Genomic DNA, 25,323 nt, shown 5'->3' with positions numbered 1-25,323 from the left:
GGCTAGGCGGCTGCCTCTTTGGACGCTTTACCATCCCTATCCTGATCACGATCGGCATGCATGACATCCACGGATGGGGACGCATGTTCGGCCATTGTCTGTGCCATCAAGGCCAGTTGTTTATTGGCGTTGGCGCTCAGATAGGTGGTGATCGCGTCCCCCGACAGCGGCCTGCAAACCGCATCGCCTTGCACGCCGATAACCTCCATCTCAATGGCGGACCTCAAGCTCTGCGGCTCGTCCAGCTGTCCGGCGAAAACCGCTATTCCAAGTGCCTGTGCGGATGTCACGATTGCTTTGGCCAATTGCGGTCGCGCATCTGGACTGGTGGTTTCGAGCGTGCGCCAGGCGAGCCTGACACAGTCTATCTGCAGCGATTGCAGCAAGGACAGCGGGACGCCTGCGCGACCGAAACAGTCGATCCCCAGACGAAAGCCAACCTCCCTGATATCAAGCAGCGTGTTTTCGATAGCCGACGCCGAGCGCTCAACAAGCGCAGCCTCATCGACGGCGACAACCAGTCTTTCGGGGGCGATCTGGTGCTCGAGGCACAACGCCTTGAGGCGGCACGCAAGTTCGCCAAGCCGCAATTCCTCGGGACTGATGGTCAGCCAGATCAAACCACAGTCGATACCGCGGCCCTGCAACGCTCCGATCTGCCCAGCAATGGCTTCAAGCAGGCTGTCATTCAAGGCGCCGGCGACATTGCCCTGCGCTGCCAGCTGCCGCAATTGCGGCGCATCGTAGGTCTGCCCTTCATAGGGCCAGTGCATCTCTGCGGAGAAACCAAGTGTCTGGCGACCGTTCGCGCTCTCAAAGGGCTGCAGCGCAAACGCGATGTCCTTGTCGATGGTCAACGAGCGCTTCAGCGCTGCCGTCAGGCGCTGTTTGTGCTCAATATCTTTGCGGTCGGCATCGCCAAACCATCGCCATCGACCTCGGCCCGCGGCTTTGGCCTGATATTGCGCGTGATCGGCCTGCTTGAGAAGCTCACGGCTCGATTGGCCACGCCCTTCAATGGGAGCGATGCCAAGCGAAATGGATAATGACAGCCGCTGGCCGGACGTCTCAATGGGCTGTTTCAAGGCTGCAAAAAGCCCTTCGATCACCTCTTCGCAGGCCCGCTTGTCAGCATAATCCCGCAGGACAAAGACAAACTCATCCCCGCCTAACCGTGCGGCGAAATCTGCCGGTTTGAGCTGGGCGCGTACCCGACGCGCTATTTCAACAAGAACCTCGTCGCCCAGATCGTGACCGTAAGCGTCATTTATCGGCTTGAAGAAATCGACGTCAAACAGGACCACGCAACTCATGTGATCGTCATCGATATCGAGGTTTTCAAGCAAGAGATCATCAAGGTCGTATGTAAACCGCGAACGGTTCAGCAGACCCGTAAGGCGATCTTCCTCGGCGAAGCGGCGAAGTTCGTGCTCAGCCCTTTTGATATCGGTTACATCGGTGCGCACACCGACCGTGGCACCGCTTTCCGAACGGTGCTCGCGGACCTGCAGCCAGGTCCCGTCCCGCAGCCGTTGCACCAACTGATCAGGGGGTTGCGTGTGGGCAGCAAGGCGCGACCGCAGCCACGCTTCCTGCTCGTCCGGCGTGCTGCCAACGCCCGCATACTGCCCGCGCGCTAGCCCAAACCTCAAAATACTTTCAAATGACGCACCCGGCACAATGGCATCTGCCGACGCAGCATATGTGCGCATGTAGCCTGAATTGCATATGATCAACCGATCATCGCTGTCGTAGGCGGCTACGGCGTCTGGTATGGTTTCCAACACATCGCGAAGCAGTTGTTCGGCGCTGTGTCGCGAGGCGACCTCTTCGCGCAGAACATCTTCGGTCAATTTGCGTTGGGTTATGTTTTGGAACGCGCCCACGAGCCGAACGGTTTTCCCGTTCGAGCGGATTGCCTCGCCAACCGCCCGCACCCAGATCGCGGTGCCTTTCGCGGTTATCAACGGAAGCTCAAGATCCCATCCTTTGCCAGTATCGATGCAGGTCTCGACGGCGTGGGTGATGGCGCCGCGTGCCTCGGGCGCATAAAACTCGATCGCCGTGGTGAGGCTTGGTTGGTAATCAAGGCCAACCTCGTGAATGAGTTTGGTGTACTTAGACCAAAACAGCTCACCGCGCTCCAAGTCGAGCGACCACCCGCCGACCCCCGATACCGCCGCGACGTGCTGCAGGAACTGCTCGCTGCTCGCAAGGGCAGCCTGCTCACGTTTGCGCTCGGTTATGTCTTGGCCAATTGAGACGTAGCCTTCAATCTCCCCGTCAGCATCGCGGACGGCGGAAATGTCCATATCGATCCAGAAGTCGTTGCCATCGCGATCGCGATTGCAGACTTCGCCTCTCCAGCGGTTTGCGCTCAATAGCTCCGCCCACATGGATTTGAAGAACCCGCCATCGTGGTGCTCCGAACGCACCCTCGCGTGGGTCGATCCGATCAACTCATCTCGGTCGTACCCGGTCGTTTCAACGAACAGATCGTTGACGTAGACCAGGACGCCGTCGCGATCGGTCATCGAAACAAGGGCGTGTGCGTCGAGGGCCTGACGGTAGGCGTGCGACCAGCACGTTGGCTCCTGTGTGGAGAAAGATGATGAACCGCGAGATGACATAAACTACCGGCAACGCCCTTTGGGATACGCCGAGCTTAGGCTTTTGCGCGTTCTCAAACCGTTAAGCAGAACTGTACGGCTTGCATGCAAAAGGACTTAATGTGCGTTCACCTACGCCGTACTGGAACGCACCTGCGCGATGATCGCAGACGACCGGACTGAGGCATTCAAGCGGCTAGACCTTCACGCTGATAGTCTTTCACATCGACGAATGTCACGTCAGGAAAGCGATCCCGCTCGTAGCTCAAATCGAACTCCGAAGCAGCGAGAAACACCATGGCTCCGTCAAGGTCGGTCGCGAGCGAAGCACGATGGCGCGTTTCAAACTTCTTCATCTGTTCGGCATCATCACAGACCGCCCAACGCGCCAGCGCAAAGCGCGCAGGTTCGAAGTCAACGGGTAGCTTGTATTCGGCGCGCAGCCTGTCTTTGAGAACATCGAGCTGCAGAGCGCCGACAACACCGACCAGCGCAGGCGAGCCATCGATCGGCGTAAACACTTGCGTCACGCCTTCCTCGGCCAGCTGCTGCATGGCCTCCTTAAGCTTCTTGGCCTTCATTGGATCTTCAAGCCGAACGCGGCGGATGATCTCCGGCGCGAAGCTCGGGACACCCCGAAACGCAAGCACTTCGCCTTCCGTTAATGTGTCGCCGATCCTTAAAGTTCCGTGGTTGGGGATCCCCACAACATCGCCAGCATAGGCTTCGTCGGCCAAGGCCCGGTCTTGGGCGAAAAAGAACTGCGGTGTGTGCAGGCCTATCATTTTGCCGGTCCGCGACAACCGCGCCTTCATCCCGCGCGATAGCTTGCCCGAACACACGCGCATGAACGCGATCCGATCACGATGGTTCGGGTCCATGTTCGCTTGAATCTTGAACACGAAGCCTGTCATTTTTGGCTCATGCGGCTCGATCAGGCGGGCATCTGCTTCAAGTCCCTGGGGACGCGGGGCAATCGCGCCGAGCGTGTCGATCAAATCCTTGACACCAAACTCTCTGAGCGCGGAGCCGAAAAGGACAGGGGAGAGGTGACCTTCGTCGAAGGCAGCCTTATCGAAGGGTTTGGACGCTTCCTGGGCGAGCATCAGATCTTCGACACCCGCTTGGCGATCACTTTCGGGGAAGAGTTCGGCGACTTTTGGGTCTTCTGGTCCGTTGACGCTTTCCAAATCCCCGGACGGATTGTCGATGCGGCGGATCGCGCTGTGACGCATATCGTACAAGCCGGCAAAAGCCTTGCCCTGTGCAATCGGCCAATTAAAGGGCGTCAAATCGAGCGCCAGCGTACTTTCGATATCTTCCAATAGATCAAACGGGTGCAGGCTCTCCCGATCGAGCTTGTTGATGAAGGTCACGATCGGGATGTCGCGCAGCCTGCAGACTTCAAACAGTTTGCGCGTGCGCGCTTCGATGCCCTTGGCGGCGTCGATCACCATGATCGCGCTATCGACAGCGGACAGCGTTCGATAGGTGTCTTCGGAAAAGTCTTCGTGCCCCGGGGTGTCGAGCAGATTGTAAATCGTGCCTTCGTAGTCGAACGTCATGACGGATGTCATGACGGAAATGCCGCGCTGTTTTTCGATATCCATCCAGTCCGAACGGGTACGGCGACGGTCACCTTTCGCCTTCACTTCCCCAGCAAGCTGGATCGCCCCGCCAAAGAACAGCATCTTTTCGGTCAGCGTGGTCTTGCCCGCGTCCGGGTGCGAAATGATAGCAAAGGTTCGGCGCCGGTCGATCTGGTCGGCGTAGGGCGAGGTCTGTGTCATGGCAGCGAGGTAGGCCCTGGCGCGCAAACACGCAAGAGCATGCGCCGCCCATAAACGCTGCAGGGAGGGCGAGGCCCACGCCTTATTGAGAGGTCTGCGGCCTAGCGGCTGCCAATCAAGCCGCAGCGTTGCTTTCAACCGGCTCCGACATCCATGTGATGATCAGTGAGTCGCGGGGCTTGCTGTTTCCGGTGACAAGCTCGCGACCGTGATAGCTTTTCTTCTGCGGGCAGTCGTTGACCGCAAAAGAATACATGCTGTTGGGCGCAAACGGGAAACGTTTGACCTCTTCGAAGCGCTTGCGGGCAAGTGAAAGAAGACCGGTATCGCGCTCATACAGGGACGTACCCAGATCAAGCTGGGTCTCGTCCGAGGGCAAGTAGAACTGCGTTGTAACCGTACGCGGATAGCCATCCGGGTGCGGTTTGATCTGGTAGCCTTCATTGTCGCGAATGATAACGATCTTCGGGTAGATCGGCACATCGCTCACCTCGCCTGGTGTGACGCCCAAGCGGATCGCGACATCATCCTTGAGTTTCTCGAAGATCGCTTGCTGGAGCCGGTTGGTATTGAAGACATCATAGATGGTTTGCCAGATCGGGCCCATCGTCTCGGCGACAGCCTGCGTCAGCAGGACCCGGTCGCGCGTTGATTTCCCGTCCTTGTTCCAGGCCTTGATGTTGAGCGGCGTGTAGCTGTCATTGCCTGGCAGTTGTTCGAGAAGGCTTGGATAAAACCCCGCAGGCCATATCGACTGCACATAAAAGTGCTGGAATGGTTCATTCACGGTCGGGACAGCTTCAAGCGCGGCAATCATATGGTCAACGATTTCACTCGCTTTGAATGCCTCAGCACTACTCACCGCACTGTCTTGTTGGACGGTTGCTGGATTGGCCATGGAGGTCCCCCTTTCAAGCTGTCGGCTCAAAGCGAGCGTTGAACGGTATGGTGTCCGGATCAAACCCACTTTGTTGCAAAAAACGCGCCTTGTTGCCGTAGTATTTGGTCACGATCTCATAACCGTGCGCCTGCATAAAGCTTTCTTGCGCTTCTCGGGTCCCGCTTTGCACCTCGATCAGGATCGAGCGGGGTCGGTGCGCGCACTTAAGAAGTTCCGTCATACCCTCTGCGATGAGCATATCAACGCCATCGGTATCAATTTTGATGAGCGCGGGCGGACTGACGATGCCGCGCTCGACAAGGGTGTCAATTGAGAAAACGGATTTCAGTTCCTCACCAACGGGCGCCTGGATGTTTTCGCCACCTTGCACACCGATCTGACTTCCCGATGCCCCCTCGCTCCATCGTCGGTAGCGAAAAGGTGCGATTCCTTCTTGTTTCGCGAGCGCGACAGCCAGAACGGATACGACCCCTCCTAGATTGTTCGCGGCGACGTTCTTCAGGGTTTCAACCGATGTGGGAAGGTGGGGTTCAACGGCAAATACCTTCCCCGTGGTACCTACGCGGTATCCTGCATAAACCGTGAAGATACCAATGTTTGCGCCAACATCGAGGAATACGTCGCCGGGGCGCAACATGTCGTCAATCTACTTCAACGTATCGGTTTCTTTGCTCAACATTGATCGAGCGCGCTGGTAGCTTTCAAAAGACGTTGTGACGAATGTGTAGGTGCGCGAGCCGTCCTTTACCGTCACCTTGGGTGCAAACAGGCTGGCAATAGCGAACGCGATGCGTGCCGGCACCCATCGTAGCTTGAGGAATTTTCTGCCGATCCGGCGGAACTGGTAGGACAAGGCGGCGTCCCCTTGGAAGTAATAAGGCGTCTTCGGTGCGCGAATTGCTCTGCTTGTGTTCAAGCGTTGGCGAGATCGCCCGGTTTGAGACCTATTATGGATGGGTCCGTGTCGCCCAGAACCGCATTGTCCCGTCCTTCATATTGAAACTGCGTCAGCACATGCCGGATGATCTCCAGGCGCCCACGCCGCTTGTCGTTCATGCGAACGATTGTCCAAGGCGCCGCTTCAGTATCGCTTCGGTCGAGCATTTCGTCGCGCGCCGCGGTGTAGTCTTCCCATTTGTTCAGGGCCTTCAGATCAATCGGCGAGAGTTTCCAGACCTTGAGCGGGCTATGCCGTCGGTCGTGGAAGCGCTTGAGTTGGGTTGTTCGGCCGATGTTGAGCCAGAACTTTACCAAAACGATCCCTTCGCGAACGAGGGCTTTCTCGAAAGCGGGCGCTTCGGATAGAAACTGTTGGTGTTGATCTGGGGTGCAAAAGCCCATCACCGGTTCGACACCGGCGCGGTTGTACCAAGACCGGTCGAACAGAGTCATATCGCCGTGCGTGGGAAGATGCGTAACGTAACGCTGAAAGTACCACTGACCTTGCTCGGTTTCGGTCGGCTTGCTCAACGCCGCTATGTGCGTGTTCCGCTTGTTGAGGTAGCGAGAGAAGTTGAAGATCGAGCCACCTTTCCCGGCCGCGTCTCGCCCTTCGAAAACGGCAACCAGCCGCTTGTCATTGCGCTTCATGTCGGCTTGCAACTTAACCAGCTCGATCTGCAAAGCTTCAAGACGCGCCTCATACTTCGACCGCTTCAGCTTTTTCCCATAGGGGTAGCCGCCATCAAGCATCTGATAGTCGTCAAGGACGGCGGGAAAATGAGGGTCGTCGATATTGAATGCGGCAATCGCCTGTTCAACGTCGGCAGGTGTGTCACGCATGATAAGTCTCGTTGGCGAGTTTGGTGAAGTAGCCCGATCAGCTTGAATAGGGATGCGCCCATTGGCAAGTACGGCGCGCGATGTCACAAGCCGACGGGGCAGGCTAGCGGCATGGAGCAGGTTTGTGCCGGTTAACTTTTTTGTCATGGGCCTGTCACCTGCGATGGGCAGACCAGGCTTAATGTGGGCGTCCACGTGATTCGACGTCATGACGGGCAAGCGATTGCCGGCAGGCAACACAAAACACAGGTCAACGCCGTGTCACCCGCTGATACTCAAGCAACGCCTTCGCCTCGTGGCGGCCCGTCTTCGCTTAAGGGCGCAGCCCCAGGCGTTGAGTTTCCCGACGATGTCGACCGCGATGGATCGGTCGATATGCCGATCGACATGGCACAGCGCCTTGTCGCCAATGCCCGGCGCGTGCGTTGGCTGCTGGTTGCGCTGACGCTGACGCTGTCCATGCTCTTTTTACTGGGGCGTCTCAGCTTTCCCGAAGCCGCTTTCATCTTCACCGCGTTGACCATAACGGCTTTCCTGTCGTCTGCGCCGACGCGGACAACGTCGCGGAAAAACATGGCGCGCCTCGCCTCCAAGGCGAAAGTGAAGCCTGCCCCACCGAGCCTTGAGCAGCTGGTCCAGGCATGGCCGCAAGCGGTCATACTGCTCGACGAGCGGGCGGTTATCCGGTCGGTGAATGCGCTTGCGGGGGACGTTCTCGATATCCAGAAGGTGGGTGACCCGTTTTCGTTCAAGATGCGGGATCCCGACGTCCTGAGATTGGTTCAGCAGGCCCTGACCGACGGCCGGGTTGGTAGCTGCACCTTGGTGGAGCGCGTTCCGGCTGAACGGCGGATAACGCTTCACATCCGACCCTTCATCGACGGTCTGTCGGTGCACCATGTTCTGATTGTCGTCGATGACGAAACTGACACCTACAGGGCCGAACGCATGCGGTCGGACTTCGTGGCGAACGCGAGCCATGAACTGCGCACGCCGCTGGCGTCCATCACAGGTTGCATCGAGACCCTAAAAGGCGCTGCCAGGAATGATCCGGTGGGGCAAGACAATTTCCTGCGGCTGATGGAGCAACAGGCGGATCGCATGAAGGCGTTGATTGACGATCTGCTGTCGCTCAACCGCATCGAGATGCAGGCTCACCGCAGACCGACCGACTGCGTTGACTTTGTGGCGATAACCCGAGAGGCGATCGATCTGGTCCGGCCCGATGCCGAGCGCGCTGCTTTGGAACTCAATCTTGACCTGCCCGATACGGCAACTGTTCAGGGCGATGGGCCAGAGTTGCGGCAAGTTGCGATCAACTTGATGCAAAACGCCGTCAAATACGGAGGGAGTGGGCAGCGTGTCGATGTTTCCGTGGGCGACGCCGTGGAAGGCGGCGTGCGGATGGTCGAGTTGCGCGTCAAAGATGACGGGCCGGGAATCGATGAAGCCGACCTGCCGCGGCTGACGGAACGGTTCTACCGGGCGCATGAGCAAACCAACCCGCTTGCCGCGGGAACAGGCCTGGGCCTTGCGATCGTCAAGCACATCGTCGCGCGACACAAGGGTCGCCTGTTGGTGGAAAGCGTCAGGGGTGAGGGCGCGCTGTTCTCGGTGCGTATTCCATATTTGGCACCTCAGCGAGAGAAAGCGGCAACAACCAAAAATCGCATGATAAATCAGATAGATAACCTGTCACACAAATGAAACAGTGGCGTCATACAACCCTCACGCCGATTGAATAGTTTCAAGCGCGCAAACAGGGTTCGCCAGGGAGCTAACTTCGCCCCTCATTCGTCGATGTAACCGACGCCTGACCGTGTGAACCGATCTTGAGATTTAAGGAGCTTCACCCGTGAAAATCGCAACCTGCGCAAGCGTTGCAGCGCTCGCACTTGCCGGAACGCTGGCAGCGGTACCGGCACACGCCCGTGACCAGATCCAAGTTGTCGGATCATCCACGGTTTTCCCGTTCACCACTGCGGTTGCTGAACGTTTCGGCCAGCAAACCGACTTCGCTACCCCAGTTGTTGAATCCACCGGAACCGGCGGCGGCATGCGCTTGTTCTGCGCTGGCGTTGGCGTTGATACCCCAGATTTTACCAACGCGTCGCGTGGTATGCGCAGCTCCGAGCTGGAAAACTGCACAGCGAACGGTGTAACCCCCGTTGAGATGCGGGTTGGTTTTGACGGCATCGTCATCGCCGACGCGATTGAGGGTCCGACCCTCAACCTGACGCGGGCGCAGTTGTTCTTGGCACTCGCAAAGCAGATACCTGGCGACGATGGCGCGCTGATGGACAACCCGAATGTTTCTTGGTCCGACATTGATCCGGGCCTTCCAAGCGCTGCAATCGAAGTGCTTGGCCCGCCCCCGACCTCTGGTACACGTGATGCGTTCCTTGAACTCGTCATGGAACCGGGCTGCGAGGAAGCCGGTTTCGACGGCGACACCTGCGAAGCTATCTTTGAAGAGCTGCGTGAGGATGGTGCTTATGTCGACGCAGGCGAAAACGATAACCTCATCGTCCAGCGCTTGCAGGCCAATCCAGACGCGGTGGGTATTTTCGGGTTCTCGTTCCTTGATCAGAACGGCGACGTCATCAAAGGCGCAACCGTCGATGGGGTCGAACCTTCATTCGAAAACATTGCATCGGGTGACTATCCGGTGTCGCGCTCGCTTTATGTCTACGTCAAGGCTGAGCATGTCGGCGTGATCCCGGGTATGGAGGAGTTCATTGCCGAGTACACGTCCGACTCGGCGTGGGGCGAAGACGGTTATCTCGCCGAGCGCGGCTTGATTCCATTGCCCGACGATGAGCGTGGCCCGGCAGGCGAGGAAGCGCGTTCCCTCACGCCGTTCACCGGCGGGTAAACACCGGCAAGTTCTGCGGTGCGCTTGGTGTGTTGTGCGCCAAGCGCATTGCGACCGACTAGCTCGATCGACAGGTAAGGGGGCGGTGGGCCTGTGTTTTGGCTTCTGCTGACAGCGCTTTGCATGCTTTTCATTGCGTCGCTTTTTATTGGCGCAGCGCGTTCTCGTCAGTTGGCTGGCAATGCGACGCATCTCCTGCATTCGCGGCCAAGCTACCATGGCGGCTATCTTGCGATCATGAGCGTCGTCCCAGCGCTCGGATTGCTTATCATCTGGTCAATCGCCCAGGGTCCCTTGATGGACCGTATCGTCATCGGTCAGTTTTCCCAGGCGTTTGAAGCTCTTTCAATTCCTGAAAGAGAAGCTTTTCTGCGCGATGCCAGGGCGATCGCATTTGGTGGCATAGTAGCCTTCACCGATGACCTCAAAGAAGCCGCTGCCGAACTGTACGGTTCGCTTCAAACCACCTTTTCCATCGGGCTGGCGATTATTGTTGCGGTTCTGAGTGTTGTTGGGTTCCGATCTGGATACCGCAATATCGAGCCTGCCCGACGGACGCGGCATTTCGTCGAGCGCGCGGTCATGTTGCTGCTGATCGCCTGTTCGGTCGTCGCCATCTTCACCACTGTTGGGATCGTGCTTTCGCTGATCTTTGAGAGCATTCGTTTTTTCACGATGATCCCCCTTCACGATTTTCTGTTCGGTCTTCATTGGTCGCCGCAATCGGCGTTCGCAGGAGCCGGAGAGGTCACCGAGGCAAACCCCGAAGTCTTCGGCGCAATTCCTCTGATCGCCGGCACGTTGTTCATCACGTTCATCGCCATGATCGTCGCTGGGCCGGTCGGCTTGTTCGCCGCTATCTACCTGTCGGACTACGCATCGAACTCGGTACGAGCCATCGCCAAGCCAGTCCTTGAAATACTCGCTGGTGTTCCAACCGTGGTTTACGGTTTCTTTGCTGCGCTGACCGTTGCGCCCTACATCCGTAACACCGGAAACGGAATGGGCCTCGACGTGTCATCAGAATCGGCGCTCGCAGCGGGTGTGGTCATGGGAATCATGATCATACCGTTCGTCTCTTCGCTCTCCGACGATGTCATTTCCGCAGTTCCGCAGAGCCTGCGTGATGGCTCTTTGGCGCTTGGGTCTACCAAGTCGGAGACGATCCGCCGTGTGGTCCTACCCGCGGCCCTACCGGGCATCGTATCGGCGATGATCCTCGCGATCTCGCGGGCAATCGGAGAAACCATGATCGTGGTTATGGCCGCTGGGCTCGCCGCCAACCTCACCATCAATCCGCTTGAAGCGGTGACGACGGTGACGGTGCAAATCGTGACACTGCTTGTCGGCGACCAGGAGTTCGACAGCGCCAAAACCCTGGCAGCGTTTGCTCTGGGACTGCTGTTGTTCTGCGTGACACTGACGCTGAATTTCATCGCGCTGCGCGTGGTCCAGAAATACCGAGAGCAATATGACTGATGTGACCGCCCAACCGCCGGTATCGGCCACGGCCCCTTCCGGGCTGCACACGTCCGAGGGGGCACGCAAGCGCCTCAAAGCGCGCTATGCGGCGGAGGCACGGTTCAAATTTGCCGGCATCGCAGCGGTTGCGACAGCGGCTTTTTTTCTGGTTCTGTTGCTGTCGACAATTGTCGGCCAGGCGCTCCCCGCTTTCTGGACCCATCAGGCCACAATCCCGGTCTCTCTCAATCAAAGCGAGCTCGACCCCGATGGGTTGGGCGACGAGGTCCTGCGGCGGGTCGATTATGATCGGATCGTTCGCGACGGAATTCGCAGCTTGTTCCCCTATGCGACGGGTCGTGCTGATCGCCGGACAGTCAGCGGTCTGATCTCGTCTGGATCGGCGGTCAGGCTGCGGCGTGCCGTCCTAGAAGACGCAAGCGGCATGTTCGGTCGCGACAGCTTCGCCGTGCCCGTCGATGATGTGGCCGATTTGTATTTCAAAGGACAGGTGTCAGACGAACGCGTTGTCGAGACAACTGGGATCGCGTCGCCGACCGGGACCGAAGGCACTATTCAGGTGCTCTCAACGGCCAACGATTTCCGCGATCTGCTAGCTGACGTGAAAGAGTTTCTTGGAGAGAAAGCGGAAGAGGTTGAGCGCGAGCTGGCGAGCCGCGAGCGCTCGCTGGAGCGCGCGGTGATCGATATCGAAGACTACCGCACGCGCCTTCCCAATGCGCCAGCGGGCCGGACAGAATTCTTCGAAGAGCAAATCCGCATTCTCGATCGCGGCATTAACGGGCTGAACGCAAGCATTCGTGATTTGACCGCTGAACTGGCCGACTTGCGCACTCGGTCCCGTGCAGCGGGCGCCGAAGAGGCGCTATCCACCGAGTTACCCTCCGTTTTGGTCGAGATTAATGGAGGCGTGGTCAAGGCGACCCGCATATCGGCAAGCGGTATCGAAGGCGACGTTTTCATTCCGCTGACAAGCGCAGCCGACGCCGAGGGCGGGGCTTGGTCCGTGCGCGAAATCGTTCTGCCGGAGCGGAACCGGAAGCTCGATGACCGATCGCTCGTTTATCTTGATCAGTTGCGCGAGCAGGGACTGGTTGAGCGAAAATTCAACATGCCGTTCTTTAGCTCCGGCGCGAGCCGAGAAGCGGAGTTAGCGGGAATCTGGGGTGCCGTGGTAGGGTCATTCTTCACCATGATTGTGACGCTCAGCCTCGCCTTCCCGCTTGGCGTTGCGGCCGCGATCTATCTTGAAGAGTTTGCGCCCAAAAACCGCCTAACGCAGCTCATTGAGGTGAACATCAACAACCTGGCGGCGGTCCCTTCGATCGTTTTCGGTCTTTTGGGCCTTGCGGTGTTTCTAAACGCGTTTGGCATGCCGCGCTCGGCACCGGTTGTTGGAGGCATGGTGCTTGCGCTGATGACGCTTCCCACAATCATCATTGCCTCGCGCGCGGCGTTGCGGGCGGTTCCGCCATCAATCCGCGAAGGTGCATTAGGCGTCGGCGCATCCAAGCTGCAAACCGTTTTGCATCATGTTTTGCCACTGGCCATGCCGGGTATCTTGACGGGCACCATTATCGGGATGGCGCAGGCCCTTGGGGAAACCGCGCCGCTTCTCATGATCGGTATGGTCGCATTCATTGTCGATGTACCCGCCACACCACTCGACCCCTCAACCGTTCTGCCGGTCCAGATCTTCATGTGGGCGGACTTTCCCGAAGTGCTTTTCCGGCAGAAGACGTCGGCGGCCATTCTTGTGCTACTGGCTTTCCTGATCACCATGAATGCGCTTGCAGTGTTCCTGCGCAAGCGTTTCGAGCGCCGCTGGTAGCGGTCTGGCCCCATTGGAGGTTTGTCTCATGTCCACCGCTCAAATAGCTACGACTGAAGTGGAGCCCAGCGCCCCCCCGGCCCCTGCCGCTTCGGTGGATGGGCCCGTCGAGGCTGGCGCTACAATCACCGATGCCGTCCCCGAGAGTGTGAAGATGCGTGGCGAAAACGTCGACGTGTTTTACGGCGACAAACAGGCCCTGTTCGGCGTTGATCTGGACATTGGCGACCGCCAAGTCACGGCCCTCATCGGACCGTCCGGTTGCGGCAAGTCCACTTTCCTGCGCTGCCTCAACCGCATGAACGACACGATCGACATCGCCCGCATGCAGGGCACGATCACGCTGGGCGAGCAGGACATCTATGATCCATCCATTGACGTTGTCGAGCTGCGCGCACGGGTCGGTATGGTGTTTCAAAAACCAAATCCCTTCCCCAAATCGATCTTTGAAAACATCGCTTACGGCCCGCGTATCCACGGACTGGCCGACACCAAAGCCGATCTCGAAGAGATTGTGGTGACGAGCTTGCAAAAGGCCGGTCTGTTCGAGGAGGTCAAAGATAGGCTTGATGCGCCGGGCACCGGTCTGTCCGGGGGTCAGCAGCAGCGTTTGTGCATCGCGCGAGCCATCGCGACGTCACCCGAGGTCATGCTGATGGACGAGCCATGCTCGGCTCTCGACCCGATTGCGACCGCGAAAGTTGAAGAGCTGATCGATGAACTGCGCGAGAACTATACGATCGTGATCGTCACCCACTCGATGCAGCAGGCCGCCCGGGTGTCACAGCGCACCGCCTTCTTCCACCTTGGGGTTCTGGTTGAGGTCGGCGCGACGGACCAGATCTTCACCAACCCTCGTGAAAGCCGAACACGTGATTACATAACTGGCCGTTTCGGTTGAGCCGAAGCGTGACTGGTAACCTTCCTTTGGACGGAGTGGCCTGATGAACAAACACATCGTCACCGCCTTCGACACCGATCTGGATGATCTTCTGGCGACCCTCACGCAGATGGCAGGCTGGGTCGAGCGCTCGGTAGAGGTTGCGGTGCATGCGCTGCTGACCGGTGCCGTGGACGCGGCGGAACGCATCATCGATGATGATGAGAAGGTCGATCAGTCGGATCGCGATATCGAAAGTCTGGCGGTTCTGCTGATCGCCAAACGCCAACCGATGGGCGACGATCTGCGCACGATCGTATCAGCAATGCGCGTGAGCCAGGATCTCGAGCGCGTGGGCGATCTGGCGAAGAACATTGCCAAGCGCGCGCTCATCATTGACGGCACATTCCAGCAGCGCAAGCTTGCTCATGGCGTCGACAATCTGGCCCGGCTCGTTCTTGGGCAGCTGAAAAGCGCGCTAGAAGCGTTCATTGAGCTCGATACGGAGAAAGCCAAAGAGGTTTGGCGCGACGACGCTGAGGTCGATGCCCTGTATACCTCGCTTTTTCGTGAGTTGCTGACCTACATGATGGAAGACCCCCGGAACATTTCCGCGTGTACCCATCTGCTGTTCTGCGCCAAAAACCTCGAGCGCATCGGCGACCATGCAACAAACATCGCCGAGCGCGCCGTCTACACCCAGACCGGCGAACTCATAAGCGGCACGCGCCCGAAGCGGGATGAACTGTCCGCGAAACGGGCCTGATCAGGCTAACGTCTAGCGAAGGACACAGGCGGTGCGACCAACGATCCTGATTGTGGAGGACGAGGCTCCACTGGTCGAGCTGTTGCGGTACAATCTCGAAGCAGCTGGCTTCGCTGTGGTGATCGCCATGAGTGGCGACGAAGCGGAGAATTGTCTGGCGGAGCGCAGTTTCGATCTGATCCTTCTCGATTGGATGCTCCCTATCATCTCCGGAATAGAGCTTTGTAGGCAGTTGCGCCACAAAGGGCCGAACCGAACGACGCCAGTGATCATGCTTACCGCGCGCGGTGAAGAAGGCGAACGGATCAGGGGGCTTACGACCGGTGCAGATGACTACGTCGTCAAGCCTTTCTCCATCCCTGAATTGACCGCCCGAATACAGGCCATCCTGCGCCGGGCAAGTCCTGAGCTTTTGTCGACGGCTTTGGTTGTGGGCGACATTGAGCTTGACCGGGAAACCCATCGCGTCCGCCGACAGAGCCGGGAGATTCACCTGGGGCCAACCGAGTTTCGCCTGCTGGAGTTCCTGATGAGCACGCCTGGGCGGGTCTTCTCCAGAGAACAGTTGCTCAACGGCGTTTGGGGCCATGATGTCTACGTCGACGACCGGACCGTCGATGTTCACGTCGGGAGGCTGAGAAAAGCGATCAACCGAGGGCGATTGCCCGATCCTATTCGAACCGTTCGCGGTGCCGGCTATGCTTTCGACGAGCGCTTCTACGAAGTGTCGGGACGAAATGCCGGCTGAGCGACGCTTGGCGCTCGCCTATCGCTACCTTAGGTCTGCTCCCGAGGTAGCTTGCGCCTCACAATGCATTTCGACCGTTTGTACCGGCTAGCTAGCGGCGTTCGCGTCTGCGCTCGTTCGGTGTTTGGAACGCAACCCCACAATGGTACTCGCAATAGGGTTGCCCTTCCAAGGCTCCGCGCCCACAGAAATGGAAGTCCTCCGTCAGCGGGTCACCGATGGGCCAGCGACAGGTGTTCTCTTTGAGCTCCTGAATTTGCAGCCTTGGGCTTTCGCCAACCAGAACCAGATCCGCACGGCCTCGCACCACAGGCTCTGCAACAACCTGTTGCTGCTCATGGGGGTCACCCTTGAGAGCCGTTGCCCCCATTGTAACGGGAGCGGCGGGCCTTGTTGGGCTTCTGCGGGTGCGGGTGGAAGCACCTGATGAGGCGCGGGGTTTGCGTGCGCGAGGTGTTGCCGTGCTCGTAGGCTTACCGCGCCCTGAAAGTCCCAGACGGTGAACTTTCCCGATGACGGCATTGCGTGTGACGTCGCCCAGTACTGCAGCTATCTGGCTAGCGCTCGACCCTGCCAGCCACATTGTCCTCAGGGTTTCAACGCGTTCGTCCGTCCACGCCATCGGGTATAAACCTCCGCACACACAGGGCCGTCAGCCCAAATCATCACGCTACCAATCACTCGTAACCTCGCCGAATCCCTCCTCATTTGACGCCGCAATGCTGCTTGCGTCATGAGCGGAATCCAACTGATCACTGGAGGATCGTAACGCGTCCTTCGGAGCACAATATCTCGTGTCCTTGAGGCTCAGAGCTACACTAGCGGTAGAATCGCTGACAAGAGTCACTGGTTAAAAAAAGGTGAACAAGTGGCGGTAAACACAGGGACAAAATCTGGTTTCATGAGTCGTTAGAGTGACTTAGAAATTGACAAGCTGATCAAAAAAAATATTAGTCAGCAGCATGCGGCCCATCTTTGGGCCGCTTGTCATTTGGAATAGGTGTTGCACACGAGCGGCTGGCGGTCACCGACCTTTTTCGCCGTGAATGTGCACCGGATCGATCTATGCTTCCACGGCACTCAAGCGTGCCGCTGCGGCCCATCAGGAGACGTCTCATGGCGCAGGCCTCGCCCGCCCCATCCGGTATGTCGCCCGAAACATCGCTTTTTGGCACGTACAATCGCACACCTCAAAGGTTTGTGCGCGGCGAGGGCGTTTGGCTGGTCGATCAGGATGAACGTCGTTACATGGATTTTGTTGCGGGCATCGCCGTCAACGTGTTGGGTCACGCCCACCCGCATCTCGTTGACACAATGAAGAGCCAGGCTGAAAGGCTTTGGCACACGTCCAATCTGTTTCAGATCGACGGTGGCGAGCGTCTGGCTGAGCGGCTCTGCGAGGCAACGTTTGCCGAAAAAGTCTTTTTCACCAACTCCGGAACTGAGGCGGTTGAATGCGCCATCAAGACCGCAAGGCGCTACCATTTTGACGGGGGTAGTCCTGAACGCGTCACGATATTGACTTTTGATGGTGCGTTCCACGGGCGAACACTGGCAGCGATCGCCGCTGGCGGCAACGAGGCCTACCTTAAGGGTTTTGGTCCGAAACCCGAGGGCTTCGAAACGCTTGCCTTTGGCGATGAAGAGGCCTTCAAGAAGGCGGTCGTCAGGGCTGATATTGCTGCCGTCATGATAGAGCCCGTACAAGGCGAGGGTGGTGTCAATGTTGTTCCGGACCAATGCCTCAGAGCGATCCGGGAGCTCTGTGACGCGTATGGCGTTGCGTTGATTTTCGATGAGATTCAGACCGGGGTCGGTCGAACTGGATATCTGTTCGCCCATCAGCGTATCGGCGTTGAGCCTGACATCATGGCTATTGCCAAAGGCATCGGCGGTGGGTTCCCGATGGGCGCCTGCCTTGCGCGCGAACAGTATGCGGCTGTCATGGTTCCGGGGACCCATGGCACGACCTACGGCGGTAACCCGATGGCGATGGCCATTGGGAACGCTGTTCTCGATGTGGTGTTGGCCGATGGGTTTCTCGAGAACGTGCGTGATCGTTCACGCGATCTTCGGCAAAGCCTTGGCGCGTTGATCGACCTCTACCCGGATATCTTTGAAGCCGTTCGGGGCGAGGGGCTGTTGGTTGGCCTTAAATGCAAGGTGCCCGTTGGCAACGTCGTTGATGCTGCACGCTCTAACAGTCTGCTTCTGGTTGCTGCCGGCGACAACGTGGTCCGTCTGCTGCCGCCCCTCATTGTGTCGCGCGAAGACATTGCGTTTGCGATGGATGCGCTTGAGGTCTCTGCGCAACAATTGACCAAGGCCCTTGAGGAAAACCGCGCCACAGCATAGTGGTCTGCGCTTTCCTACAACCCGTTATCCGACAATTCGTGGCCAAACGTCATGCCCCGTCATTTTCTCGATATTGATGCTCTTTCAACCGAGACGTTCATGCACGTTCTCGGAGATACCCATACGCGCAAACAGGCGCACAAGTCAGGCGCGGAGAGCCCTCCCCTGGAGGGTAAGGTCCTTGCGATGGTGTTCGAACAACCATCCTTGAGGACCCGCATCTCGTTCGATGTCGGTATGCGCCAGCTTGGGGGCCAGACCTTGATGGTCACCGGCAAGGAAATCGAACTTGGCCAGCGCGAAAGCGTTCACGATACGGCGAAGGTTCTGTCCCGGATGGTCGACGCTATCATGATCCGTACGCTTGACCATGCGCTGTTGGCCGAACTCGCCAAGCATGCCGATGTGCCCGTCATCAACGGACTGACCCGGGTTTCGCACCCATGCCAGGTGATGGCCGATATTCAGACCTTCGAGGAGCATCGCGGCAGCCTTGTAGGGAAAAAGGTCATGTGGTCCGGCGACACCAACAACGTCCTGAAGAGTTGGATCGACGCGGCTGGCCATATCGACATGACGATCGCAGTGGCAGCACCGCCGGAACTCACGCTCGCTGATGACATCATCGAGGCAGCTCACGCCCGCAATATTAAGCTCGAGGTAACAACCGATCCGATCGCGGCAGCCGATGGCGCGAGCCTTGTTATCACCGACACCTGGGTTTCGATGGGCGATGATCAGGCCGAGCGGCGCCACAATCTCCTCAAGCCCTATCAGGTGAACGCTGATTTGATGGTGCGAGCGAACCATGACGCGCTTTTTATGCACTGCTTACCCGCCCACCGCGGGGAGGAGGTCACGCCCGAGGTTATTGATGGGCCGCAATCGGTGGTGTTCGACGAGGCGGAGAACCGCTTGCATGCGCAGAAGAGCATTTTAGCGTGGTGCCTGAACGCCATTTGACATCAACGACCCACTGGGTGTCGTCCACACAGGCGGGCCAATGCTCTGCGGCCCTTGGATTTGTGGCGTTCGAACTTACCTAGTGTGACAACGAGGCGCCGTCGGCGCCGATATACAGTCTCACGAGTAGTGTTATGACCCAAAACCCATCCAGCCGAGGCGGACGGGCTGTTCCCGCCATGCATGGGCGTGATCAGCCTGCCATTATGCCCGGCACAAGCCAACTTCCTGACCACTTTCACGCGCAGGACGATGATTACGTGATCCCATTCGCTGTCGAGCCGCTTGATGTTCGCGGCCGCGTGATCCGTCTTGGGCCACTGCTTGATACGATGTTGGACCGCCATGACTATCCCGAGCCGGTATCACGGCTTTTGGCAGAGATGGTCGTCTTTACATTGCTTCTGGGCACGGCGCTCAAGTTCGACGGGCGCTTTATCGTTCAGGCGCAAGGCGACGGGCCGGTGTCGCTTTTGGTCGTCGACTTTACGACGCCTGACGGCGTACGCGCGATGGCGCGATACGACAGCGAGCGGCTTGATGCGATGATCGAGCAAGGCATTCGGACCTCAGCGCAACTGATGGGTAAGGGCCACCTTGCCCTGACGGTCGACCAGGGGCCGCATATGCAGCGGTACCAAGGGGTCGTCGCAATGCAGGGCGAGAGCCTGGAGGAGATGGCTCAGGCCTATTTCCTGCAATCGGAGCAGATCCCTACGCGGGTTCGTTTGTCTGTGGCCCAAAGCATCGAAGCTGGCGATCACGGCCGGGCACGCTGGCGCGCGGGTGGTCTGCTGGCGCAATACTTACCACGTGATGCTTCGGAACTCCCCGCCCGTGACTTGCATCCCGGCGATCATCCCGAAGGAGCTGAAGCCGTGCATGAACCGGTTGCGCAACCAGATCGTTGGCGGGAGGCTGAGGCAATGGTCGCGACCATCGAGAGCGATGAGCTTGTCGACCCGCAGTTGGGCAGCGACCGCCTTCTGTTCAGGCTCTTCCATGAGCGCGGGGTCCGCGTTTTTGAAGGCTCGGAGGTCGTAGGTCGGTGTTCGTGCAGCCCCGATCGCGTTCAGGCGACCGTCAAGACGTTTGGGGACGAGCCCGATGCGTCGATGCTCGTCGATGGCGCGATCGAAGTCACGTGTGAGTTCTGCTCTCGTCGCTATCGCTTCGATCCAGACAGCTATGAGCAGGTCAGCTGAACGCTTGAAAGGTGGTTCCGGTGGCGCCCAAAAAACGGGGCCGCCGGTGTTCAGGCATCGTTCATGAAGCCGCAGGCAAAAATGACATGAATTTAATGCCGGTTTGAGCGTTATCCGTGGCACAGTGGCTCAAGCGATGACTGGCCACCGGTAGCTCCCGCCCCACATCGTAGAGGGCGATGGAAGCAACCGGACGGCGAACTGAGAGAACCGAATGCTAAATCCAGATCGGCAGACCGAGCTTGACGAAGCTTCGCAGGGCAGTGCGCACACTGCTGATCATCAAGGCGACCGCGAACCATCAGGCTGGTGGATAGCCTTCAAGACAGTTGTGTCATCGGTTCTTGCCCTGGTGATCATCATGGCCGGCGTCATCACCATGCAGCGCCTTGTGGCTGCACGGCCCGAGGTGCCGCAACGACCGCAGGTGGAGCGGCGCATACCAGTGCTGACAGAGACCGTGCAGCTGTCGACCCACAGGCCGACGATCTCCGTGTTTGGCGAAATTGTAACTGGCCGTTTGGTCGATCTGCGCGCGCTTGTTGGCGGCGAGATCACCGCTGTGCATCCTGATCTGGAAGCAGGAAGGCGGGTCAATGTCGGCGACACACTCATCGAGATCGATACGTTTAGCTATCGCGGAGCGGTGGTTGAGGCTCAGGCAAATCTCGACGAAGCGCTAGCCCGTTTTGCCGAGGCGGAAGCGCGTATCGCGCTGGAAGCTGCTCAATTGGCGGCAACGGAAGATCAGTTGGATCTCGCTCAGCGCGATCTTGAACGTGCACAGGAACTTGCCAGCACTGGTAGCCTGACCGAGCGTGACCTCGATACGCGGATCCTTACGGTGTCCCAGCGCCAGCAGTCGCTCGACCAGCGCTCGGCGAATATTGCCATTGAGCAAGCGCGCCTGGACCAACAGCGGGCATCCATCGAGCGATTGGAATGGCGCCTCAGTCAGGCTCGCAGGGATCTGGAACGCACTGCGCTCAAAGCCCCCTTTACCGGCGTCGTGCGCAGCGAAAGCGTTGAGCCTGGACGGGCGGTATCCAGCAACGATGTGCTCGTCACGATGTTTGACGATAGCGCGCTCAATGTGCGCTTCACCTTATCGGACAGCCAGATTGGCCGGATTGCGGCAGAGGACGAGCTTCTCAGCGGCCGCCCCATACGTGTTTATTGGTCGACCGGTGGTGATGAGATCGTGCTTGAGGGTGTCATCGACCGGCTTGATGCGCAGATTGCAGCTGACACCGGCGGCGTTGCGCTTTTTGGGCGCATCGATCAGACCGGCGTTGCAGAAAATCTGCGGCCAGGGGCGTTTGTTACCGTAACCCTACCCGACCAGGCGTTTGAAGACACGGTGCGGCTACCAGAAGCTGCAATTTACGAAACCAACCACGTGTTTGCGGTCGTCGATGATCGGCTTCAGCGTCGAGATGTTCACATCGTTGCATGGGACGGGACGCACCTGCTCGTTCGCGCAGCCGATGGTCTGTCGCTTGATGGCGCCGAGATTGTGACGTCGCGCATGGCCAATGCAGGTGAGGGCGTGGCTGTCGAGCGAGTCGCTCCCGATCCGACTGCTTCGGCAAACGCATCATGAGTTCTGATGATGACAAAACTGATCGTGGTGGTGGCCTCGTTTCGCTCGGTGGGCGTGTTCGGCGGGCCAGCAATCCGTTGACCGCCACCGGCTCAGGCCGTGGTGGCCTTCGCGGTGTCATTGGCGCGTTTGCACGTCATCCCAACGCCGCAAACCTCGTCATGGCCTTGATGATCCTGTTTGGGTTGTACGGGCTCGCCAATCTGAACACGCAGTTCTTTCCCGACGTCGAAACCAACTCGGTCAACATCTCGGTGTCGTGGTCGGGTGCGAGTGCGGAGGATGTTGAAGCAAACATTCTGTCTGTTGTTGAGCCTGAGGTGCGCTTCATCAGCGGCGTGACCGACATGCTCAGCTATGCACGCGAAGGGTCCGGGTCTATCCGGCTGGAGTTCTCAGATTCGACCGACATGCTGGACGCGCGCGCGGACGTCGAACAGGCGATGAGCGGTTTGACGCTATTGCCGGAGGGCGCCGATACCCCGGAAATCACGACATCGGACTTCTTTGATCGGGTGGGACGGATTGCCGTGTCCGGTCCCTTTTCGGAGGCAGTTCTCAAGACTTATGCGCGTGATCTGCGTGATCGGCTCGTCGAAGGGGGTGTTGATCGCGTTGATTTTTCGGGAATGCGTGACACGCAATATGAGGTCACGATCAACGCTGCAACACTCCGCCGGCTCGATTTGACAGTGGAGGATATTGCGCGGCGGATTTCGCAGAACAGCCGCGATCTTCCCTCTGGCAATCTTGACGGTGAGCTCGAGCGACAGGTCCGGACGTTAGGCGATGTGGATACAATTGAAGCGCTCGGGCATGTTGTTATTCGTGGCCAAGCATCCGGCGAGCGTATCGAGCTGCGCGATGTCGCGCGTATCGAGCGGTCTTACGATAGGAGCCAGGCCCAGGGTTTTCTGGGCGAAGACCGCGCGATCCGGCTGGACGTTTATCGCTCCGCTGGCAGCGATGTGCTTGATGTCGCCGACGCTTTGGTTGCAACCGTCGAACAGGCGCAAGCCGAGTTTCCGCAATCCCTGACGATCACGATCTTTGATCTTCGATCCACCGCGGTCCAGCAGCGCATTCAGTTGCTGGTGACGAACGGCTTGACCGGCCTCGCTGTCGTTGTCGGCATTCTGTTTGTCTTCTTGAACATGCGTATTGCCTTCTGGGTCGCCGTCGGCATTCCAACGGCGATGATGGCAACGCTCGGACTGATGTATTTGTTCGGCGAATCCATCAATATGATGTCGTTGTTTGCGCTGATCATGACCCTGGGCATCATTGTCGACGATGCCATCGTGGTCGGCGAGCACACCGCGACGCGCCTTGATATGGGTGACGGGCCCTACGAGGCAGCCGAGAACGGCGCAACGCGGATGATGTTGCCGGTCATGGCGGCCATGTTGACCACGACGGCAGCCTTTGGGCCAATCCTGCTCATCGGATCGACGATCGGTCAGATCATTGGCGTCCTGCCGGTGATTGTTGTGGCCGTGCTTATCGCCAGCTTGATCGAGGTGTTCTTCGTTCTGCCGGGACACCTCGCGCACTCGCTGGGAGCAACCAGAAAGATCGGCATTAGCTGGATGCGTGTCATCCTGACCGCTTTGCTCATCGCGGCACCCATCGTCGTTGTGGTGTTCCAACCGATTTTGGTGGACCAGCTTGGGCTCGGCGAATTGGCCAGCGCGGTGCGCGCTCATCCCCTTTTCGCTGTTTCTGATCCTGCGGCCGATATCGCTAGCCGTCTTCAGAGGTTTGCACTTCCCGCTTCGATCGCTGCGGCATCGTTTATCGTTGCGATGCTTATCGAGCTGCTGCGCCTGCGCATGCTCACGAAGCGTCGCGGGTCACGCTCTGTTCCAGCCGTCCATCAGCAAAGCTGGTTCCGCCACCATTTCGACCGATCGTTTAATTGGCTCCGTGACCACCCCTTCCGCGCCATTGTTCGCGGTGCGGTACGCTGGCGCTATGTCACGCTGGCGGTCTGTGTGGCGTGTTTGATTGTGACCGTCGGCGTTATCCGCGGCAACCATGTCGGGTTTGTCTTCTTCCCATCGCCAGAAGCGGAAAACATAACCGCCTCTATAACCTTTGCACCGGGGGTTTCAGAGCCGGTTGCCTTGCGGACCTTGCAGGAAGTTGATGCTGCTCTGCGGCTCGCGGACGCCCGTCTGACGGAGGGCATCGACGATGAGGACACACTCATTCGCGCCTCCTACGCGTCTTACGGAACAGCTGGCCGTAATCGCGGCGATAACTTCGCATCCATTGATGTCGAGCTGACGTCCTCCGAAGTGCGCTCCGTCCGAACGCCTGAACTTGTGCGTGCATGGCGCCAGCAGTTGCCGCAACTTGCAGGCATTGAACGTGTCGCAATATTCGAGCGGCGCGGTGGCCCGCCGGGGCGTGACCTTGATATTCGCTTGCAGGCGACAAGCGCCGCGACCTTGAAAGACGCCGCGCAAGATCTGCAAACCGTGCTGTCGAGTTTCCCTGGCGTTTCCGGAGTCGATGATGATCTGCCGTATGGAAAGCCGGAACTGGTCATCGCTCTAACCGAGCGTGGCGAAGCATTGGGCTTTACCCTTGAATCGATTGGAGCGCAGGTCCGCGATGCGGTCGGGGGACGCGTTGCGCGCGACTTACCGGCAGTGGACGAGGAGATCACCATTCTTGTTCGCCAAGATCTTGGCGAAGGCGGGAGCGGTGCATTGCGCAGGCTAGAGGTCCGCACACCGTCGGGCGTTTACGTGCCCCTTATGGAGGTTGTAACGCTGACCGATCGCCAAGGTTTTGCGGTCATCCAAAGGCGGGATGGGCGCACGACCATATCGGTGACCGCTGATGTTGATCCAGAGGTCACAAACAATGGTGAGATCGAAACGGCCCTGCGCGAGGGGGAACTTCAGCGTATCGCTGCCCAGTATGGCGTAAGTTTTCAGTTTTCCGGACGAGCGGAGGAGCGGGCCGAAGCGTTTGCTGATCTGCGTTTGGGTGGCGTCGTCGCCCTAGGGCTGATGTACATCATTTTAGCTTGGATTTTTGCGAGCTACTGGCGACCCATCGCTGTCATGATGATCATACCATTTGGAGCCGTTGGCGCGATCTTTGGGCATTGGGTGATGGGATTTCAGCTGACGATCCTGTCGCTGATCGGCCTGCTGGGCCTGGCGGGTATTCTCGTGAACAACTCCATCATTCTCGTATCGCGTTTCGACGACCGCCTGAAGGAAGGATTGTCAGTCACCGACGCGGCAGTGCAGGCCACCCAGGACCGGTTTCGCGCAATTCTTTTGACCTCATTGACCACCGTCGGCGGCCTGTCACCGCTCTTGTTCGAGACGTCTCTGCAGGCCCAGTTCTTGTTACCGATGGCGATAACCATCACATTTGGGCTGGCCACTGCGACCCTGTTCGTGATGGTGCTTGTCCCTTCGCTTTTGAAGATCGGGGACGATGTTGGGCAGTCCATCCGCGCGGTGTTCGGCCGTAAAGTGCTGGACAACTTGCCGGCGCCAGCGGAGTAG

19 protein-coding genes are annotated in these 25,323 nt (G+C 58.5%); 12 read left to right on the top strand and 7 right to left on the bottom strand.

Going from position 1 to position 25,323, the window contains the following annotated elements; genetic code table 11:
- Window positions 1-2 precede the first annotated feature (2 nt).
- The 6 genes from AAF739_02840 to ppk2 all read right to left on the bottom strand — a co-directional run bounded on the left by AAF739_02840 (window position 3) and on the right by ppk2 (window position 7,082).
- On the bottom strand, window positions 3-2,630 hold the full coding sequence (locus AAF739_02840; GenBank protein ID MEM6381585.1) for a diguanylate cyclase: 2,628 nt from the start codon (window positions 2,628-2,630) through the stop codon (window positions 3-5).
- 167 nt (window positions 2,631-2,797) lie between these two features.
- On the bottom strand, window positions 2,798-4,399 hold the full coding sequence (locus tag AAF739_02835; protein ID MEM6381584.1) for a peptide chain release factor 3: 1,602 nt from the start codon (window positions 4,397-4,399) through the stop codon (window positions 2,798-2,800).
- 115 nt (window positions 4,400-4,514) lie between these two features.
- A complete protein-coding gene (locus AAF739_02830) occupies window positions 4,515-5,297 on the bottom strand; it encodes a hypothetical protein (protein MEM6381583.1) in 783 nt (260 codons plus the stop codon).
- Window positions 5,298-5,310: 13 nt separating this feature from the next.
- Entirely contained in the window at window positions 5,311-5,937 is a 627-nt protein-coding gene (locus AAF739_02825; protein ID MEM6381582.1) for an FkbM family methyltransferase, read from the bottom strand.
- A 9-nt stretch (window positions 5,938-5,946) separates the two neighbouring features.
- The gene (locus tag AAF739_02820; GenBank protein MEM6381581.1) at window positions 5,947-6,153 is read right to left on the bottom strand and encodes a hypothetical protein; all 207 of its coding nucleotides are present in this window, start codon (window positions 6,151-6,153) and stop codon (window positions 5,947-5,949) included.
- 59 nt (window positions 6,154-6,212) lie between these two features.
- Window positions 6,213-7,082, bottom strand: a complete 870-nt coding sequence (ppk2, locus tag AAF739_02815) for a polyphosphate kinase 2 (GenBank protein MEM6381580.1) — start codon at window positions 7,080-7,082, stop codon at window positions 6,213-6,215.
- A gap of 195 nt (window positions 7,083-7,277) precedes the next feature.
- Between ppk2 and AAF739_02810 the strand changes: the two genes are divergently transcribed.
- The 7 genes from AAF739_02810 (at window position 7,278) to phoB (ending at window position 15,664) form a co-directional block, all read left to right on the top strand.
- Window positions 7,278-8,789, top strand: a complete 1,512-nt coding sequence (locus AAF739_02810; protein MEM6381579.1) for an ATP-binding protein — start codon at window positions 7,278-7,280, stop codon at window positions 8,787-8,789.
- Between the two features lie 148 nt (window positions 8,790-8,937).
- Entirely contained in the window at window positions 8,938-9,957 is a 1,020-nt protein-coding gene (locus AAF739_02805) for a substrate-binding domain-containing protein (GenBank protein MEM6381578.1), read from the top strand.
- A gap of 123 nt (window positions 9,958-10,080) precedes the next feature.
- A complete protein-coding gene (pstC, locus tag AAF739_02800) occupies window positions 10,081-11,436 on the top strand; it encodes a phosphate ABC transporter permease subunit PstC (protein ID MEM6381577.1) in 1,356 nt (451 codons plus the stop codon).
- Window positions 11,429-13,270 (top strand): phosphate ABC transporter permease PstA, encoded by a 1,842-nt coding sequence (gene pstA, locus AAF739_02795; GenBank protein ID MEM6381576.1) that lies wholly within the window; start codon window positions 11,429-11,431, stop codon window positions 13,268-13,270. Before pstC ends, pstA begins: the two co-directional genes overlap by 8 nt.
- Before the next feature lie 28 nt (window positions 13,271-13,298).
- Complete coding sequence (gene pstB, locus AAF739_02790) at window positions 13,299-14,171, top strand: phosphate ABC transporter ATP-binding protein PstB (protein MEM6381575.1); 873 nt, start codon at window positions 13,299-13,301, stop codon at window positions 14,169-14,171.
- A 43-nt stretch (window positions 14,172-14,214) separates the two neighbouring features.
- A complete protein-coding gene (gene phoU / locus AAF739_02785; protein MEM6381574.1) occupies window positions 14,215-14,916 on the top strand; it encodes a phosphate signaling complex protein PhoU in 702 nt (233 codons plus the stop codon).
- 31 nt (window positions 14,917-14,947) lie between these two features.
- Window positions 14,948-15,664, top strand: a complete 717-nt coding sequence (gene phoB, locus AAF739_02780; protein ID MEM6381573.1) for a phosphate regulon transcriptional regulator PhoB — start codon at window positions 14,948-14,950, stop codon at window positions 15,662-15,664.
- Between the two features lie 91 nt (window positions 15,665-15,755).
- Here phoB and AAF739_02775 read toward each other — a convergent pair whose 3' ends face one another.
- Window positions 15,756-16,286: a GcrA family cell cycle regulator gene (locus AAF739_02775; GenBank protein ID MEM6381572.1), complete on the bottom strand. Its 531-nt coding sequence runs from the start codon at window positions 16,284-16,286 to the stop codon at window positions 15,756-15,758.
- A 494-nt stretch (window positions 16,287-16,780) separates the two neighbouring features.
- Here AAF739_02775 and AAF739_02770 point away from each other — a divergent pair, with 494 nt between their 5' ends.
- From AAF739_02770 to AAF739_02750, 5 genes are all read left to right on the top strand, one after another.
- Window positions 16,781-18,019, top strand: a complete 1,239-nt coding sequence (locus tag AAF739_02770) for an aspartate aminotransferase family protein (protein MEM6381571.1) — start codon at window positions 16,781-16,783, stop codon at window positions 18,017-18,019.
- A gap of 51 nt (window positions 18,020-18,070) precedes the next feature.
- Window positions 18,071-18,982, top strand: a complete 912-nt coding sequence (gene argF, locus AAF739_02765) for an ornithine carbamoyltransferase (GenBank protein MEM6381570.1) — start codon at window positions 18,071-18,073, stop codon at window positions 18,980-18,982.
- Window positions 18,983-19,116: 134 nt separating this feature from the next.
- On the top strand, window positions 19,117-20,187 hold the full coding sequence (locus tag AAF739_02760; protein ID MEM6381569.1) for an Hsp33 family molecular chaperone: 1,071 nt from the start codon (window positions 19,117-19,119) through the stop codon (window positions 20,185-20,187).
- 214 nt (window positions 20,188-20,401) lie between these two features.
- Entirely contained in the window at window positions 20,402-21,790 is a 1,389-nt protein-coding gene (locus AAF739_02755; GenBank protein MEM6381568.1) for an HlyD family efflux transporter periplasmic adaptor subunit, read from the top strand.
- Window positions 21,787-25,323: an efflux RND transporter permease subunit gene (locus AAF739_02750; GenBank protein ID MEM6381567.1), complete on the top strand. Its 3,537-nt coding sequence runs from the start codon at window positions 21,787-21,789 to the stop codon at window positions 25,321-25,323. The genes AAF739_02755 and AAF739_02750 overlap by 4 nt, the downstream gene beginning before the upstream one ends.

This window comes from Pseudomonadota bacterium, from assembly GCA_039024915.1.
Classification (GTDB): Bacteria; Pseudomonadota; Alphaproteobacteria; order Rhizobiales; family MH13; genus MH13.
Note: the sequence above shows the minus strand (reverse complement) of the source record. Positions and strands in the feature narration are given on the sequence as shown.

What these genes read in the sequence shown, in the direction of transcription:
- AAF739_02840 (MEM6381585.1), bottom strand. Translation starts at nt 2,630, where the DNA reads ATGTCATCTCGCGGTTCATCATCTTTCTCCACACAGGAGCCAACGTGC.
- AAF739_02835 (MEM6381584.1), bottom strand. Translation starts at nt 4,399, where the DNA reads ATGACACAGACCTCGCCCTACGCCGACCAGATCGACCGGCGCCGAACC.
- AAF739_02830 (MEM6381583.1), bottom strand. Translation starts at nt 5,297, where the DNA reads ATGGCCAATCCAGCAACCGTCCAACAAGACAGTGCGGTGAGTAGTGCT.
- AAF739_02825 (MEM6381582.1), bottom strand. Translation starts at nt 5,937, where the DNA reads ATGTTGCGCCCCGGCGACGTATTCCTCGATGTTGGCGCAAACATTGGT.
- ppk2 (MEM6381580.1), bottom strand. Translation starts at nt 7,082, where the DNA reads ATGCGTGACACACCTGCCGACGTTGAACAGGCGATTGCCGCATTCAAT.
- pstC (MEM6381577.1), top strand. Translation starts at nt 10,081, where the DNA reads ATGCTTTTCATTGCGTCGCTTTTTATTGGCGCAGCGCGTTCTCGTCAG.
- pstA (MEM6381576.1), top strand. Translation starts at nt 11,429, where the DNA reads ATGACTGATGTGACCGCCCAACCGCCGGTATCGGCCACGGCCCCTTCC.
- pstB (MEM6381575.1), top strand. Translation starts at nt 13,299, where the DNA reads ATGTCCACCGCTCAAATAGCTACGACTGAAGTGGAGCCCAGCGCCCCC.
- phoU (MEM6381574.1), top strand. Translation starts at nt 14,215, where the DNA reads ATGAACAAACACATCGTCACCGCCTTCGACACCGATCTGGATGATCTT.
- AAF739_02775 (MEM6381572.1), bottom strand. Translation starts at nt 16,286, where the DNA reads ATGGCGTGGACGGACGAACGCGTTGAAACCCTGAGGACAATGTGGCTG.
- AAF739_02770 (MEM6381571.1), top strand. Translation starts at nt 16,781, where the DNA reads ATGGCGCAGGCCTCGCCCGCCCCATCCGGTATGTCGCCCGAAACATCG.
- argF (MEM6381570.1), top strand. Translation starts at nt 18,071, where the DNA reads ATGCCCCGTCATTTTCTCGATATTGATGCTCTTTCAACCGAGACGTTC.
- AAF739_02760 (MEM6381569.1), top strand. Translation starts at nt 19,117, where the DNA reads ATGACCCAAAACCCATCCAGCCGAGGCGGACGGGCTGTTCCCGCCATG.
- AAF739_02755 (MEM6381568.1), top strand. Translation starts at nt 20,402, where the DNA reads ATGCTAAATCCAGATCGGCAGACCGAGCTTGACGAAGCTTCGCAGGGC.
- AAF739_02750 (MEM6381567.1), top strand. Translation starts at nt 21,787, where the DNA reads ATGAGTTCTGATGATGACAAAACTGATCGTGGTGGTGGCCTCGTTTCG.